Annotated in this window: 16 protein-coding genes; 3 read left to right on the plus strand and 13 right to left on the minus strand. The window is 72.3% G+C overall.

Annotated features, from left to right (window positions below):
• Nucleotides 1-45: 45 nt before the first annotated feature.
• The 13 genes from FHR78_RS11495 to FHR78_RS11555 form a co-directional block, all read right to left on the minus strand.
• The gene (locus FHR78_RS11495; protein ID WP_166760589.1) at nt 46-333 is read right to left on the minus strand and encodes an HU family DNA-binding protein; all 288 of its coding nucleotides are present in this window, start codon (nt 331-333) and stop codon (nt 46-48) included.
• 169 nt (nt 334-502) lie between these two features.
• Nucleotides 503-808 (minus strand): 30S ribosomal protein S14, encoded by a 306-nt coding sequence (gene rpsN / locus FHR78_RS11500; RefSeq protein ID WP_056058637.1) that lies wholly within the window; start codon nt 806-808, stop codon nt 503-505.
• A gap of 2 nt (nt 809-810) precedes the next feature.
• Complete coding sequence (gene rpmG / locus FHR78_RS11505; protein WP_043595944.1) at nt 811-978, minus strand: 50S ribosomal protein L33; 168 nt, start codon at nt 976-978, stop codon at nt 811-813.
• Nucleotides 978-1,214 carry a 50S ribosomal protein L28 gene (gene rpmB, locus FHR78_RS11510; RefSeq protein WP_043595945.1) on the minus strand — a complete coding sequence of 79 codons (237 nt, stop codon included), beginning with the start codon at nt 1,212-1,214 and terminating at the stop codon, nt 978-980. The genes rpmG and rpmB overlap by 1 nt, the downstream gene beginning before the upstream one ends.
• A gap of 270 nt (nt 1,215-1,484) precedes the next feature.
• Nucleotides 1,485-2,063, minus strand: coding sequence for an SgcJ/EcaC family oxidoreductase (locus FHR78_RS11515; protein ID WP_166760590.1), 579 nt, complete (start codon nt 2,061-2,063; stop codon nt 1,485-1,487).
• 80 nt (nt 2,064-2,143) lie between these two features.
• Nucleotides 2,144-2,578 carry a transcriptional repressor gene (locus tag FHR78_RS11520; protein WP_166760803.1) on the minus strand — a complete coding sequence of 145 codons (435 nt, stop codon included), beginning with the start codon at nt 2,576-2,578 and terminating at the stop codon, nt 2,144-2,146.
• A gap of 105 nt (nt 2,579-2,683) precedes the next feature.
• On the minus strand, nt 2,684-3,583 hold the full coding sequence (locus FHR78_RS11525) for a metal ABC transporter permease (RefSeq protein ID WP_166760591.1): 900 nt from the start codon (nt 3,581-3,583) through the stop codon (nt 2,684-2,686).
• Nucleotides 3,580-4,383: a metal ABC transporter ATP-binding protein gene (locus tag FHR78_RS11530; protein WP_208393189.1), complete on the minus strand. Its 804-nt coding sequence runs from the start codon at nt 4,381-4,383 to the stop codon at nt 3,580-3,582. Before FHR78_RS11530 ends, FHR78_RS11525 begins: the two co-directional genes overlap by 4 nt.
• A 74-nt stretch (nt 4,384-4,457) precedes the next feature.
• Nucleotides 4,458-5,486, minus strand: a complete 1,029-nt coding sequence (locus FHR78_RS11535; protein WP_166760593.1) for a metal ABC transporter solute-binding protein, Zn/Mn family — start codon at nt 5,484-5,486, stop codon at nt 4,458-4,460.
• Nucleotides 5,487-5,556: 70 nt separating this feature from the next.
• Nucleotides 5,557-7,065 (minus strand): 2-oxo acid dehydrogenase subunit E2, encoded by a 1,509-nt coding sequence (locus FHR78_RS11540; RefSeq protein WP_166760594.1) that lies wholly within the window; start codon nt 7,063-7,065, stop codon nt 5,557-5,559.
• A 13-nt stretch (nt 7,066-7,078) separates the two neighbouring features.
• A complete protein-coding gene (locus FHR78_RS11545; RefSeq protein ID WP_243862532.1) occupies nt 7,079-8,044 on the minus strand; it encodes an alpha-ketoacid dehydrogenase subunit beta in 966 nt (321 codons plus the stop codon).
• Between the two features lie 92 nt (nt 8,045-8,136).
• Nucleotides 8,137-9,294 (minus strand): thiamine pyrophosphate-dependent dehydrogenase E1 component subunit alpha, encoded by a 1,158-nt coding sequence (locus FHR78_RS11550; protein ID WP_166760596.1) that lies wholly within the window; start codon nt 9,292-9,294, stop codon nt 8,137-8,139.
• Nucleotides 9,295-9,324: 30 nt separating this feature from the next.
• Nucleotides 9,325-10,395 carry a histidinol-phosphate transaminase gene (locus tag FHR78_RS11555; protein WP_166760597.1) on the minus strand — a complete coding sequence of 357 codons (1,071 nt, stop codon included), beginning with the start codon at nt 10,393-10,395 and terminating at the stop codon, nt 9,325-9,327.
• 112 nt (nt 10,396-10,507) lie between these two features.
• Here FHR78_RS11555 and FHR78_RS11560 point away from each other — a divergent pair, with 112 nt between their 5' ends.
• The 3 genes from FHR78_RS11560 to purB are packed head-to-tail and all read left to right on the plus strand — an operon-like array spanning nt 10,508 to nt 12,791.
• Nucleotides 10,508-10,912 (plus strand): phage holin family protein, encoded by a 405-nt coding sequence (locus FHR78_RS11560; RefSeq protein ID WP_166760598.1) that lies wholly within the window; start codon nt 10,508-10,510, stop codon nt 10,910-10,912.
• Nucleotides 10,913-10,962: 50 nt separating this feature from the next.
• The gene (locus tag FHR78_RS11565; protein WP_166760804.1) at nt 10,963-11,412 is read left to right on the plus strand and encodes a low molecular weight protein-tyrosine-phosphatase; all 450 of its coding nucleotides are present in this window, start codon (nt 10,963-10,965) and stop codon (nt 11,410-11,412) included.
• The gene (gene purB, locus FHR78_RS11570) at nt 11,409-12,791 is read left to right on the plus strand and encodes an adenylosuccinate lyase (RefSeq protein ID WP_166760599.1); all 1,383 of its coding nucleotides are present in this window, start codon (nt 11,409-11,411) and stop codon (nt 12,789-12,791) included. The genes FHR78_RS11565 and purB overlap by 4 nt, the downstream gene beginning before the upstream one ends.
• Nucleotides 12,792-13,030 lie beyond the last annotated feature (239 nt).

Raw genomic sequence — 13,030 nt, forward strand, 5'->3', positions numbered from 1 at the left:
CCGAAGTCGCCGCCCTCTCGCGGGTGCTCCCTGAGGAGCGGAGGACTACTTGACCGCAGCCTTGAGCTTGCTGCCGGCGCTGACCTTGACCGAGTCGCTCGCGGCGATCTCGAGGGCCTCACCCGTCTGCGGGTTGCGACCCGTGCGGGCGGCGCGGTGCGTCTTCTCGAAGGCGATCCACCCGGGGATGGTGACCTTCGTGCCGTCGGCGACCGACTGCGAGACGACGGAGAAGAACGCGTCGACGACGCTGCCGACGGCAGCCTGGCTCTGGCCGGACTCGGAAGCGACAGCTGCGACGAGCTCGGTGCGGTTCAGTGACTTGTCAGCCATGTGGTGTCCTCCTCGGACTTCGTTCGGTGAGACATGACACGGCGTTCACCGTGCCTGTTCGGATCAGGCTGCAGAGCCGAGGGCCCTGCTCCCGTGTGGTTCAGTTGCCGACGCCGAGGCGCCGGGCGGGTCGCTCCCCGGAGCCGAGGCTCCGGGAAACGGCTCGAACCTACCAGGAAGACTTCGTGATGCCCGGAAGCTCACCACGGTGCGCCATGTCACGGAAGCGCACACGGCTGATGCCGTACTCCTTGAGGTGACCGCGGGGGCGACCGTCGATCGCGTCGCGGTTGCGGAGGCGGACCGGCGACGCGTCGCGCGGCAGCTTCTGCAGGCCGAGGCGGGCGGCCTCACGGCTCTCGTCGGTGCCGGCCGGGTCGACCAGGGCCTTCTTCAGCTCGAGGCGCTTCTCCGCGTAGCGGGCGACGATGACGGCGCGCTGGTCGTTCTTGGCGATCTTGCTCTTCTTGGCCATGCTTAGCGCTCCTCGCGGAATTCGACGTGCTTGCGGATCACGGGGTCGTACTTCTTGAGCACGAGGCGATCGGGGTTGTTGCGACGGTTCTTCTTGGTCACGTACGTGAAACCGGTGCCCGCCGTCGAACGGAGCTTGATGATGGGACGGACGTCCTGCTGACGAGCCATTAGATCTTCTCCCCACGAGCGAGCAGGTCCTTGACGACCGACTCGATGCCACGAGCGTCGATGACCTTGATCCCCTTGGCGCTGAGCTGCAGGGTCACGTTACGACGAAGCGACGGCACGTAGTACGTCTTCTTCTGGATGTTCGGGTCGAAACGACGCTTGGTGCGTCGGTGCGAGTGCGAGATGTTGTGTCCGAAGCCGGGAACGGCTCCGGTCACCTGGCAGGTTGCTGCCATGATTTTCCTCCGTAGGTACCGTAGGGAGCGCCGCCCGGAGGCGATCGACCCCTACCCAAGGTCACTTGTCGGCGCGCGTCACCCCGCTCGGCCCGCGTGACGGGCCGTGGTGCTCGAGGATCGGTGCACATGGGCGCAGAGAGCGCCCAACCAAAGGGAGAGCCTACGCGACACGCCCGAGGCCACGCAACCCGTCGTCATCCCGGCGACCGCGGCCCGTCGGCTGAGCTGAGACCCCGACCCTTCGACGGCTGGTCCCGGGCCGCCGCCTCAGCTCGGCGCCGCCGCGGTCCGCACGTTCGCGCCGGACGCGAACCGGCACGCGTCGTCGTCGGGGCAGGCGACCGAGAACGTCAGCACTCCGCTGCCCTCGGGCACGAGCAGGCTCGCGTCGGCCACGTCGGCCGCGTGCTGCAGGCTCCACTCGGCCTGGACGACCCGCACGCCCTCGACCTCGACCACGTGGGAGGCGTCGACCACGAGCTCGGCCCCGTCGAGGCGGCTCGCGAAGGCGACGGCGTGGCCGCTCTCGATGCCGTCACGGCCCGACATGCGCGAGCCGTAGATGTTCACGAACTCGGCGTCGTCGGCGAAGGTGCGGGCGAGGGCCGGGGCGTCGCCGGCGTTGAACGCGTCGACGAAGTCGTCGACGAGCGCCAGGGCGGCGTCGTCCTGGGCGGCCGAGGCCGTCGATCCGGGCGCCGTCGAGCCGGGCGCGGTCGAGCCGGGCGACGTCGACGACGACGAGGGCGCCCCCGACGTCGAGCAGCCCGCGAGGGCGAGGACCGTGACGGCGGCGCCGGCGAGACGGATCGAGAGGGGGGTGCGACGCAGGTCGAGGTGGTTCATCCGTGGCTCCAGGTGGTGTCGTGCGAAATGTCGCACGACACCATATCGGGCCGCGGCGGGTGAGCCGAGGAGGCGCCCCTCTAGCCGACGGCGCCGCCTCGCGTCACGGCAGGGTCGCGCCCCGCGGCCTTCTCCGCCGTGCAGGCGGCGCAGGTGCCGAAGACGTCGACCACGTGCTGGGCCTCGGTGAACCCGTGCTGGGCCGCCACCTGGCGCGCCCAGGTCTCGACGGCGTCGGCCTCGATCTCGACCGTGGTGCCGCAGGTGCGGCAGATGAGGTGGTGGTGGTGCGTGCCCGGCGTGCAGGCGCGGTAGAGGCTCTCGCCCTCCTGCTGCAGCGAGTCGGCGGCTCCGTCGGAGGCGAGGTCCGAGAGGGCGCGGTAGACCGTCGCGAGCCCGATCGGCGAGCCCGTGTCGCGCAGCTGGCCGTGCAGCGACTGGGCGCTGACGAAGCCCTCGCTGCGGCCGAGCGCCTCGCGCACGGCCTCGCGCTGCCAGGTGTTCCGACGCGTCACCACCGCGCACCGCCGACCGTGTCGCCGGGCCGGCTGCCGCCGCCCGCGCCGCCGGGCCGCGCACCGCCGACCGCGTCGCTCACCGTTCGTGCACCGTCCACCACGTCAGGCCTCCTTCGTCGTCGTCGAGGGTAGCGGGGCGTCCTGGGGTCGCCTGGGGGCGCCTCCTCGGCTCTCGCGCCGGCCGCCGACGATGCGGCAGACGAGCCAGATCAGGAACGAGATCGTCGTGACGTAGGGGCTGATCGGCAGGCCGCCGCCGAGCGCGAGCAGGATGCCGCCGACGACCGAGACGACGGCGAAGCCGACGCTGAGCAGCGGCACGAGGCGCGGGTCGACCGTGAGCCGCAGCGCCGCGGCGGCGGGCGTCACGAGCAGGGCGAGCACGAGCAGGGCGCCGACGATCTGCACCGAGACCGCCACGGCGAGGCCGAGCACGAGCATGAAGACGAGGCCGAGCGCGCGCACCGGGATGCCGGCCGCGGCCGCGACGTCGGGGTCGACGCTGGCGAAGGTCAGCGGGCGCCAGATCACGAGCAGCACCACGATCACGACGGCCGAGATCGCGACGAGCCAGCCCAGCTGGGGGTTGTCGACCGACACGATCTGGCCGGTGAGCAGGCCGAACTTGTTCGCCGAGCGTCCGCGGTACAGCGCCAGGAACAGTATGCCGAGGCCCAGGCCGGCGGGCATGAGCACGGCGATGATCGAGTTGCGCTCGCGGGCGCGCGAGCCGAGCAGCCCGATCAGCAGGGCCGCCACGACGCTGCCGACGACCGAGCCGCCGACCACGTTCGCCCCGATCAGCAGCGCGGCCGACGCCCCGGCGAACGACAGCTCGCTGATGCCGTGCACGGCGAACGGCAGGTTGCGGGTGATCACGAACGGGCCGATCAGCCCGCCCACGAGGCCGAGCACGGCGCCCGCGATGATCGAGTTGCGCACCAGGACGACGAGCTCGCCGAAGTCCTGGAACGAGAACAGCTGGGTCCAGAGATCGGTCACCGCACGAGTCCTTCGTCGTCGTCGTGGTCGTCGACGTGGTGGTCGTCGTGCCCCTGGCCGCCGACGATGACGATGCGGCCCATGGTCCGCACCACGTCGACGGGCGTGCCGTAGAGCTCGCTGAGCACGGGCGCCTGCAGCACCTCGTCGGGCGTGCCGATGCGGAACCGCCCGCCCGCCAGGTAGAGCACCCGGTCGACGACGTCGAGGATCGGGTTGACGTCGTGCGTCACGAACACGACGGCGGCGCCGCGGGCGCGCCGCTGCCGGTCGATGAGCTCGGTGACGCCGCGCTGGTGGCGCAGGTCGAGCGAGATCAGCGGCTCGTCGCAGAGCAGCAGGGCGGGCTCGGCAGCGAGGGCCTGGCCGACCCGTGCGCGCTGCTGCTCGCCGCCGGACAGGCTCGCGACCGGGGCGGAGGCGAACGAGGAGGCGCCCACCTCGTCCACGAGGGCGTCGATCGTCGCGCGCTCGGCGGCCGACTCGCGGCGCAGGCCCCAGCGGTGCCCGGTGACGCCGAGCGCGATCATGTCGCGGGTGCGGAGCGGGGTGCCGGCCTCCATGAGGCGCTGTTGCGGCACGTAGCCGATGCGCCGGTGGCCCCGGCCGACCGGCTCGCCGAGGAACTCGAGCGTGCCCTCGGTGAGCTGCTGCTGGCCGAGCACGGCGCGCAGCAGCGTCGTCTTGCCCGCGCCGTTCGGGCCGAGCACGGCGATGAACTCGCCGGGCGCGACGTCGAGGTCGAGCCCCGACCAGAGCGTGCGGTCGCCGAACGAGACGCCGGCGCCGCGCAGGCGCAGCACGGCGTCGCCGCCGCCGCCGGCCGAGGAGGCGCGGGCGGCGGCGGCGGGGGAGGGACCGGCCGTGCCCGGGGTCACTTCTCGAGCGCCGCCGTGATGCTGTCGATGTTGCTCTGCTGCCACGAGACGTAATCATCCCCCTCGGGGAGCAGTTCCGTGACCGGGACGATCGCGACGCCGGCGTCGGTGGCCGCCTGCTCGACCTGCTCGGTCTCGGGGCTCGAGGTCTGCTCGTTGTAGGCCAGCAGGTCGACCGAGCCGTCGGAGAAGAGCTTGAGCGTCTCGTTCAGCGCGGCGGGCGACACGTCGTCGCCCTGCTCGATGGCCTCCGAGAAGTCGGCCGGGGTGACGTTGACGAGGCCCATGGCGTCGAAGAGGTAGCCGGGCACGGGCTCGGTGTAGGCGACCGACTCGCCGCCGTGGGCTGCCTCGACGTCCGCGGCCTGCGCCTCCAGGTCGGCGATCTGCTCGCCGAACGCCTCGGCGTTCGCGGTGAACGTGTCGGCCTGCGCGGCGTCGACGGCGCCGAGCTCGTCGGCGATCGCGGTGGCCAGCGCGGCCATCGAGGGCAGGCTGTAGAAGACGTGCTCGTTGAACTCGCCGTGGTCGTGCTCGTGCTCGTCGGCGCCGGCGGCGGCGCCGGCCTCGCCGGTCTCGTCGGCGTGCGCCTCGTCGCCGTGGTCGTCCGAGCCGTGGTCGTCGGCGCCGTGCCCGTCGTCGAGCCCGCTCACCTCGACGGCGTCGACGACGGCCGCCTCCGAGCCGCTCGCGTCGAGCAGCGTGTGCATGAACTCGTCGTAGCCGCCGCCGTTCTGGACGACGACGTCGGCGCGCGAGACGGCGAGCTGCGTGCGGGCGTCGGCCTCATACGAGTGCGGGTCCTGCGAGGGGTCGCTGATCACGCTGGTGACGTCGACGGCGTCGCCGCCGACCGTCTTCGCGATGTCGCCGTAGACGTTCGTCGACGCGACGACGGCGATGGCGCCTCCGTCGTCGGACGACGAGCCGGCCGCGCCCGAACCGTCGCCGGAGGCGCAGCCGCTCAGCACGAGCACGGCGGCGGCGGGCAGGGCGAGGAGCGGCAGGGCGCGCGATGTCTTCATGCCGCCACGCTATTGCTACTGATAATGATTGTCAAAACGGACTGGCGGGGCAGCCCGAGGAGGCGCGGGCTCAGTCGAGCAGGAGCGCCGGCTCCTCGAGCACGCTCGCCACGTCGGCGACGAACCGGCTCGCGACGTCGCCGTCGACCACGCGGTGGTCGAAGCTCGCCCCGATCGTCGTCACCATGCGCGACCGCACCTCGCCGTCGACGACCCACGGCTTCGGCTTGATCGTGCCGAGGGCGACGATGGCGACCTCGCCGGGGTTGAGGATCGGCGTGCCCGTGTCCATGCCGAAGACGCCGATGTTGGTGATCGTGATGGTGCCGTCGCGCATGTCGGCGGGGCTCGTCTTGCCGTCGCGGGCGGTCAGCGTCAGCTGCTCGAGCGCCTGGGCGAGCTCGAGCAGGCTCATCGACTGGGCCTCTTTGACGTTCGGCACGATCAGCCCGCGGGGCGTCGCGGCGGCGATGCCGAGGTTGACGAAGTGGTGCACGAGGATCTCGCGGTCGGTCCACGCCGAGTTCACCATCGGGTTGCGGCGCACCGCCCAGATGATGGCCTTCGCCATGATCAGCAGCGGCGAGACCTTGACGCCGGCGAACTGCGGCGAGGCCTTGAGGCGCTTGACGAACTCCATGGTGCGGGTCGCGTCGACGTCGACGAAGAGGCTGACGTGCGGCGCGGTGAACGCCGACGAGGTCATCGCGGCGGCGATGGCCTTGCGCACGCCCTTGACGGGGATGCGCTCGACCCTCTCTTCGCTCCACTCGGGCGTCTCGATGTTGCGGAAGACGCTGGCCTGCTGCGCGTGCCGGATGACGTCGTCGCGGGTGACCTCGCCGGCGAGGCCGGTCGGCTGCACGGTGGTCAGGTCGACCTCGAGGTCCTTCGCGAGCTTGCGGATCGGCGGCTTCGCGATGATCGGCAGGGCCAGCGCGGCGGGCACCGAGGTCGTCGGGCGACGGCGGGCCTGCTCGGCGACGCGCAGCTGCCGCGCGTCGACCTCGCCCTGCGACACCTTGCGGCGGCGGGTCTGGCCGTGGCCGCCGGCGGCGCCGTAGCCCACGAGCACGGCGCCCGAGCCCGACGCGGGCTCGGCGGGCGCGGACGGCTCGGCGGGCGCGGACGGCACGGTGCCCGTGCTGCCCGACGCGGCCACCTCGTCGGCCGAGGGCGCAGGAGGCGCGGGCGCGGCAGCCGGGGCCGGCGCGGCCTGGCGAGCGCGCTGCTCGGACAGGGCCGACTCCTCCTGGGCGATGATCTGGGCCGTGCGGGCCATCGCGCCGGTCTCGGCCGACTCGGCCCGGGCCGCGCGGTCGGCCGGGGTGACCGGGCCGTCGCCGTCGGCGATGGTGATGATCGGGGTGCCCACGTCGACGGTCTCGCCGCTGGCGACGAGCACGCTCTCGACGACGCCCGCGTAGGGCGACGGCAGCTCGACGAGCGACTTGGCCGTCTCGATCTCGACCAGCACCTGGTTGATCTGGACGGTGTCGCCGGGCGCGACCTTCCACTCGACGATCTCGGCCTCGGTCAGGCCCTCGCCGACGTCGGGCAGGCTGAACTCACTGGTCACGGAGGTGTTCCTCTCAGTACGCGAGAGCGCGGTCGACGGCCTCGAGCACGCGGTCGGCGTCGGGCAGGTAGAGCGTCTCGAGCTTGGCGGGCGGGAACGGCGTGTCGAAGCCGCTCACGCGGAGCACCGGGGCCTCGAGCGAGTAGAACGCCTTCTCGGCGACGGTCGCGGCGATCTCGGAGCCGACGCTGACGAAGCCGGGCGCCTCCTGTGCGACGACGAGCCGGCCGGTTTTGCGGACCGACTCGAGGATGGGCGCGTAGTCGATCGGCGACAGCGACCGCAGGTCGACGACCTCGGCCGAGATGCCCTCGGCGGCGGCGATCTCGGCGGCCTGCAGCAGCACGCTGACCATGGCGCCGTGCCCGAGCAGGGTGACCTCGGTGCCGGTGCGCACGACGCGGCTGGCGTGCAGCGGCGCGTGCGGCTCGGCGAGGTCGACCTCGCCCTTGGGCCAGTAGCGGCTCTTGGGCTCGAAGAACATGACCGGGTCGTTCGACGCGATCGCCTCCTGGATCATCCAGTAGGCGTCGTGCGGCGTGCTCGGGCTGACCACGCGCAGGCCGGCCGTGTGCGCGAAGTACGCCTCGGGGCTCTCCTGGTGGTGCTCGACGGCGCCGATGTGCCCGCCGTAGGGCACGCGGATGACGACGGGCATCGTGAGCGAGCCCTCGTGGCGGTTCGTCATCTTGGCGAGCTGCGACACGATCTGGTCGAAGCCGGGGTAGATGAAGCCGTCGAACTGGATCTCGACGACGGGTCGGAAGCCGCCCATCGCGAGGCCGATGGCGGTGCCGACGATGCCCGACTCGGCCAGGGGCGTGTCGATGACGCGGCCCTCGCCGAACTCGGCCTGCAGCCCCTCGGTGACGCGGAAGACGCCGCCGAGCGTGCCGATGTCCTCGCCCATGAGCAGCACGCGCGGGTCGTCGGCCATCGCGCGGCGCAGGCCGGCGTTGATGGCCTTGCCGAGCGGCATGGTCTCCAAGGAGGCGCGGGTCGGCTCGACCGCGTCGGCGCCGCTCCCTGCGCCCTCGGCCGGGGCCGCGGCGGTGGTGGTCGTCACGTCGCTCATGCGCGTCCTCCTGCGGTGTCGGCGTCGGCGCCGCCGCCGAGGCCCTGTTCGTAGTGGGTGAGCCACTCGTGCTGCTCGCGCATCAGCGGGTGCGGCTCGCTGTAGACGTTCTCGAACATCAGCGACGGGTCGGGCGACGGCAGCGACGTGGTGCGGGTGCGCACGTCGTGGCCGAGGTCGTCGCCCTCGGCCTCGAGCTCGGCGAAGAACGCGTCGCCCTCGCCGCGCGAGCGGAGGAACGCCGCGAAGCGGTCGATCGGGTCGCGGGCGATCCAGCCCTGCAGCTCGTCGTCGGTGCGGTACTTGGTCGGGTCGTCGGACGAGGTGTGCGCGCCGATGCGGTACGTCATGGCCTCGATGAAGCGGGGCCCCGAGCCCGAGCGGGCCGCGTCGAGGTCGCGGCGGCTGACGGCGTAGCTCGCGAGCACGTCGTTGCCGTCGATCTGGGTCGCGGGCAGGCCGAAGCCGGCCGCGCGGTCGACGAGGGGGGTGCGCGACTGGCGCGACACCGGCACGCTGATCGCCCACTGGTTGTTCTGCAGGAAGAACAGCTCGGGGGTCTGGAAGCTCGTCGCGAAGATCATGGCCTCGTTGACGTCGCCCTGGCTGGTGGCGCCGTCGCCGAAGAAGGTGACGACGGCCTCGTCGACCTCGGGGTCGCCCGTGCCGCTCTTGCCGTCGAGCCCGAGGCCCATGGCGAAGCCCGTGGCGTGCAGGGTCTGCGAGCCGATCACGAGCGTGTAGACGTGGAAGTTGCCGTGGTCGGCCGGCACCCAGCCGCCGTGCGTGTGGCCGCGCAGCAGGCGCAGCACGTCGACCGGGTCGACACCGCGCGCCAGGGCGACGGCGTGCTCGCGGTACGAGGGGAACAGGTGGTCCTGAGGGCGGGTGGCGTGGGCCAGCCCGACCTGGGCGCCCTCCTGCCCGTGGCTCGGCACCCAGAGCGCCAGCTGGCCCTGGCGGGCGAGGGCCGCGGCCTCGCGGTCGAACCGCCGCGTCAGCACCATGTCGCGGTGCATGGCGCGCAGCTGGTCGTCGCTCAGGGCGTCGACCCAGGGCAGGAACTCGGCCGTGGCGTCGGTGCGGACCAGCTCGCCCGTGGGCGTCAGCAGCTGGACCGTGCCGGCCCGCTGGCCCGCTTCGCTCGGAGACATGGGGACCAATCTACTAGGGCACACATGCCCTCACGAGGATGTGTTGCTGAGCACTTCCTGGGCCGCGCGCAACAGTCGGTCGACCGAGGCGGGCTCGCCGATCGTGACGCGCAGGCCCTCGGGCGCGAAGGCGCGGACCACCAGGCCGTGGGCCGCGAACACCTCGGCCGCGTGGGCGGTGTGCTCGCCCGTCGGCAGCCAGACGAAGTTGCCCTGCGCCAGCGGCGGCTCCCAGCCCTGGTCGACGAGGGCGCGCCAGACCTGGTCGCGCAGCACCGCGATGCGGTCCACCCGCGCGAGCAGCTCCTCCTCGTGCGCCATCGAGGCCAGGGCGGCCGCCTGGCCCTGCGCGGTGACGGCGAGAGGGATCGCGGTCGAGCGCGCGGCGTCGAGCACCGAGGAGGCGCCGATCGCGTACCCGACGCGCAGCGCGGCCAGCCCGTGCGCCTTCGAGAAGGTGCGCAGCACGACGAGGTTCGGGTGCCGCTCGGTCAGCGAGGGCCCGTCGACGGCGTGCTCGTCGGTGACGAACTCGGCGTACGCCTCGTCGAGCACGACGAGCAGGTCGTCGGGCACGGCGGCCATGAACGCCTCGAACTCGGCGGTCGTGACGACGGTGCCCGTCGGGTTGTTGGGGGAGCAGACGATCACGAGGCGGGTGCGCTCGCCGACGGCCGCGGCCATCGCGACGAGGTCGTGGCTGCCGTCCTCGCGGAGCGGCACCTGCACGCTCGTCGCGCCGCTGACCGTGACGAGCCCCGGGTAGGCCTCGAACGAGCGCCACGCGTAGACGACCTCGTCGCCGGGCGCCGCGGCGGCCAGCACGAGCTGCTGCAGCAGCGAGACGCTGCCGGCGCCCACGTGCACCTCGTCGGTCGTGACGCCGAACTTGTCGGCGAGGGCGGCGCGCAGGTCGGCCGCGGTGGCGTCGGGGTACCGGTTCACCGCTACCGCGTCGCGCAGGGCCTCGACGACGGCGGGCAACGGCTCGAACGGGTTCTCGTTCGACGACAGCTTGAACGCGTCGGGCGCGGCCTGCCTCCCCTGGCGGTAGGCGGGCAGGGCGGCGATCTCGGGACGGAGCCTGACGGGAGCGTTCACCCGGCCACCTTAGGACGTGCCCCTCCTCCACAGCGGGCCCGCGCCTCCTCGTGTCCGCTCCCGGGTCGCGCACGACTACCGCGAGGAGGCGGCGGGTCGGCATGATGGACCCATGCGATTCATCGTGCGGCTGCTCATCAACGCCCTCGCGCTCTGGGCCACCACGTCCGTCGTGGCCGGCGTGCGGGTCGACCCCTACGGCGACGGCGGCACGACCGAGACGGTGCTCACCTACCTGCTCGTCGCGCTGATCTTCGGCCTCGTCAACGGCATCGTCGGCACCGCGATCCGCGTCGTGGCGTTCCCGCTGTACGTGCTCACGCTCGGGCTGCTCGCGCTGATCGTCAACGGGCTGCTGCTCGGCATCGTCGCCTGGATCTCGGGGCAGATCGGCTTCGGGCTCGTCGTCGACGGCTTCTGGTGGGGCGTGCTCGGCGCGCTCGTGCTCGCCGTCGTCGCCTGGCTGATCGGCATCGTGGTGCGCCCGGTCGTCGAGTCCGGCGACCGCCGCCGGTGAGCCGCTTCAGCGTCGTCTTCGTCTGCACCGGCAACATCTGCCGGTCGCCCATGGCCGAGGTGGTCCTGCGCGAGCTCGCCGCACGGGCCGGCCACGCCGACTCGCTCGTCGTCTCGTCGTCGGGCACCGGCGACTGGCACGTCGGCGAGGGGGCCGACCCGCGCACCGTCCAGGCGCTGCAGGCCCGTGGCTACGATGGCTCCCGGCACCGCGCCTCCCAGTTCTCGACCGCCGACTTCGCCCGGCACGACCTCGTGGTCGCGCTCGACCGGGGCCACGAACGGGTGCTGAGGTCGTGGGCCGAGAACGAGGCCGACCGCTCGAAGGTGCAGCTGCTGATGTCGTTCGACCCCGAGGGCACGACCCGGCGCGGCCCCGACGTGCCCGACCCCTACTACTCGGACGCAGCCGCCTTCGACGACGTGCTCGCCATGGTCGAGCGAGCCTGCACCGCCCTCTTCCGCCAGATCGAACCCGCACTCCGCAAGGGACCCTTATGACGTTGCCTCCTCAGCCCCTCAGCCCGCTCGACGGCCGCTACCGCACCTCCGTGGGCGCGCTCGGCGACCACCTCAGCGAGGCCGGCCTCAACCGGGCGCGCGTGCACGTCGAGGTCGAGTGGCTGATCGCCCAGACCGACCGCGGGGCGTTCGGCTCGCAGGCGCTCGCCGCCGACCAGAAGGAGGCGCTGCGAGCGATCGTCGCCGACTTCGGCCAGGACGCGATCGACGAGCTCGCGGGGCTCGAGGCCACGACCCGTCACGACGTCAAGGCGGTCGAGTACTACGTGCGCGCCCGGCTGTCCGAGCTGGGCCTCGACGCGATCGCCGAGCTGACGCACTTCGCCTGCACCAGCGAGGACATCAACAACCTGTCGTACGCGGTCACCGTGAAGGCCGCCGTGGCCGAGGTGTGGCTGCCCGCCTTCGACGCCGTCGTCGAGGCCCTGCAGCGCTGGGCGGTCGACGCCCGCGACGTGCCGATGCTCGCGCACACGCACGGCCAGCCCGCGACCCCGACGACCGTCGGCAAGGAGTTCGCGGTGTTCGTGCACCGCCTCCAGCGCCTCCGCGCCCAGATCGAGGGCACCGAGTACCTCGGCAAGTTCAGCGGCGCGACGGGCACCTTCTCGGCGCACGTCGTGGCCGACCCGGGCGCCGACTGGCCCGAGATCTCGCGCTCGTTCGTCGAGGACGCGCTCGGCCTCACCTGGAACCCCCTCACGACCCAGATCGAGTCGCACGACTGGCAGGCCGAGCTCTACTCGCGCGTCGCCCACGCCAACCGCGTGCTGCACAACCTCGCGACCGACGTGTGGTCGTACATCTCGATGGGCTACTTCACGCAGATCCCGCAGGTCGGCGCGACGGGCTCGTCGACGATGCCGCACAAGATCAACCCGATCCGCTTCGAGAACGCCGAGGCCAACCTCGAGCTGTCGTGCGCCCTGCTCGACTCGCTCGCCGCCACGCTCGTCACCTCGCGCCAGCAGCGCGACCTCACCGACTCGTCGACCCAGCGCAACATCGGCGTGGCCCTAGGGCACTCGATGCTCGCGCTCGACAACCTGCGGCGGGGCCTCGGCGAGATCGCCGTCGGCACCGCGGCGCTCGAGGCCGACCTCGACGGCAACTGGGAGGTGCTCGGCGAGGCGATCCAGACGGTGATCCGCGCCGAGGTCGTCGCCGGTCGCTCGTCGATCGCCGACCCCTACGCCCTGCTCAAGGAGCTCACCCGCGGCAAGCGCGTCTCGCAGGCCGACCTCGTCGCCTTCGTCGAGGGTCTCGACATCGGCGCCGACGCGAAGGCCCGCCTCGTCGCCCTCACCCCCGCGACCTACACGGGCCTCGCCTCGGAGCTCGTCGCCCGCCTGGGGTAGTGCGCGGCTGCGCCTAGACCCCTCTCGTCGATCTGCAGCAAATGCCGACCGCCGCGTCCGCAACACCGGGAAATCCCGTCATTGTGGGCCGTCCCAGGGGCGGATGGTCGGCATTTGCTGAGACCTGGGGGCTCGAGCTCCAGTGACGCCGGGTGGTCCACTCGGCTCAGCCGCAAATGCCGACCGCGCACTCTGCAAAAGAGGGATATCCGGGTGTTCTGAGGCTCTGGGAGGGGCAA

It is taken from the genome of Frigoribacterium faeni (assembly GCF_011761235.1).
Classification (GTDB): domain Bacteria; phylum Actinomycetota; class Actinomycetes; order Actinomycetales; family Microbacteriaceae; genus Frigoribacterium; species Frigoribacterium faeni_A.